Genomic DNA, 1,284 nt, shown 5'->3' with positions numbered 1-1,284 from the left:
CCTGAAGGTATTGAAGCACTAGAAAAAGCGCACCCAGACGTTGAGCTTTACACTGCGGCAATCGATGAGAAGCTTAATGACAAAGGCTACATCGTTCCTGGTCTTGGTGATGCAGGTGATAAGATTTTCGGTACTAAGTAATTAGTTACTCCGAATAAAACAAAGGCTTGGTTTTCACCAAGCCTTTTTTGTTGCTGTTTATTTATTTAGAAAGGTTAAAGTGCGCCACTTAAAAGTCGCGCAGTCGAATTACTTCGCGCTTTCTTCTTCCATTTGAGCGTTATCAACCACGTGGTTTTCACCAAGGTCGTGTGGCAGCACTAGGTTAAGAAGGATTGCCACGATACCACATAGGCTTACACCTTGTAGGCTGAACTCGCCGATACCGAAAGCCATACCACCGATACCAAATACCAGTGTTACTGCAACGATCACCAGGTTACGAGATTTGTGTAGATCAACGTTGTTCTTAATCAGCGTATTCAAACCGACGGTTGCGATAGAACCGAACAGAAGAATCATGATGCCGCCCATTACTGGCACAGGAATGGTTTGCAGAATCGCACCTAGCTTACCTACCAGCGCAAGAACAATAGCGGTAATGGCAGCCCAAGTCATGATTACAGGGTTGAAAGCTTTGGTCAGCATTACCGCGCCTGTTACTTCACTGTAAGTAGTGTTTGGCGGCGCACCAACCATTGATGCTGCAATTGTCGCGATTCCGTCACCCGCGATAGTGCGGTGTAGGCCTGGTTTCTTCAGGTAGTTTTTACCCGTTACATTTGAGATAGCCAACATGTCACCCACGTGCTCTACGGCAGGAGCGATTGCAACTGGGATCATGAATAGAATTGCGTTGATGTTGAACTCAGGCATGGTGAAGTTGGGCATTGCAAGCCAAGCTGCTTGAGCCACAGGTGTAAAGTCAACCACACCGTAGAATAGGGATACTGAATAGCCCGCCAAAATACCACCCACGATAGGAACCAGTTTTAGGAACCCTTTTGCGAACACGCTAAGTGCAATTGTCGTTAGCAGTGAAACAGCAGAGATAATGACCGCAGCATCGCCATTTACTAACTGAACCGCACCGTCGCCCGTTTTACCTACCGCCATGTTGACTGCCGTTGGCGCAAGGCCAAGGCCGATAACCATGATCACGGGGCCAACTACAACCGGTGGCAAAATCTTATGGATAAACCCTACACCACGCACTTTGATCATCGCGCCAAGCGCAACGTAAACCAAACCTGCCGCCATCAAGCCGCCCATAGTTGCACCAAT

The 1,284-nt window shown here is 47.9% G+C and carries 2 protein-coding genes; one reads left to right on the top strand and one right to left on the bottom strand.

The features are described from left to right. Positions 1 to 141: uracil phosphoribosyltransferase (locus tag R7M72_RS24930; protein ID WP_318056440.1), on the top strand; the 141-nt coding region annotated here is incomplete at its 5' end. Positions 142 to 249: 108 nt separating this feature from the next. Here R7M72_RS24930 and R7M72_RS24925 read toward each other — a convergent pair. Further along, the coding region (locus R7M72_RS24925; protein ID WP_140126820.1) for a uracil-xanthine permease family protein at positions 250 to 1,284 on the bottom strand (1,035 nt) is incomplete at its 5' end.

It is taken from the genome of Vibrio sp. YT-18 (assembly GCF_033337345.1).
Classification (GTDB): Bacteria; Pseudomonadota; Gammaproteobacteria; order Enterobacterales; family Vibrionaceae; genus Vibrio; species Vibrio alginolyticus.
This window is presented reverse-complemented; position numbering and strand designations above follow the sequence as displayed.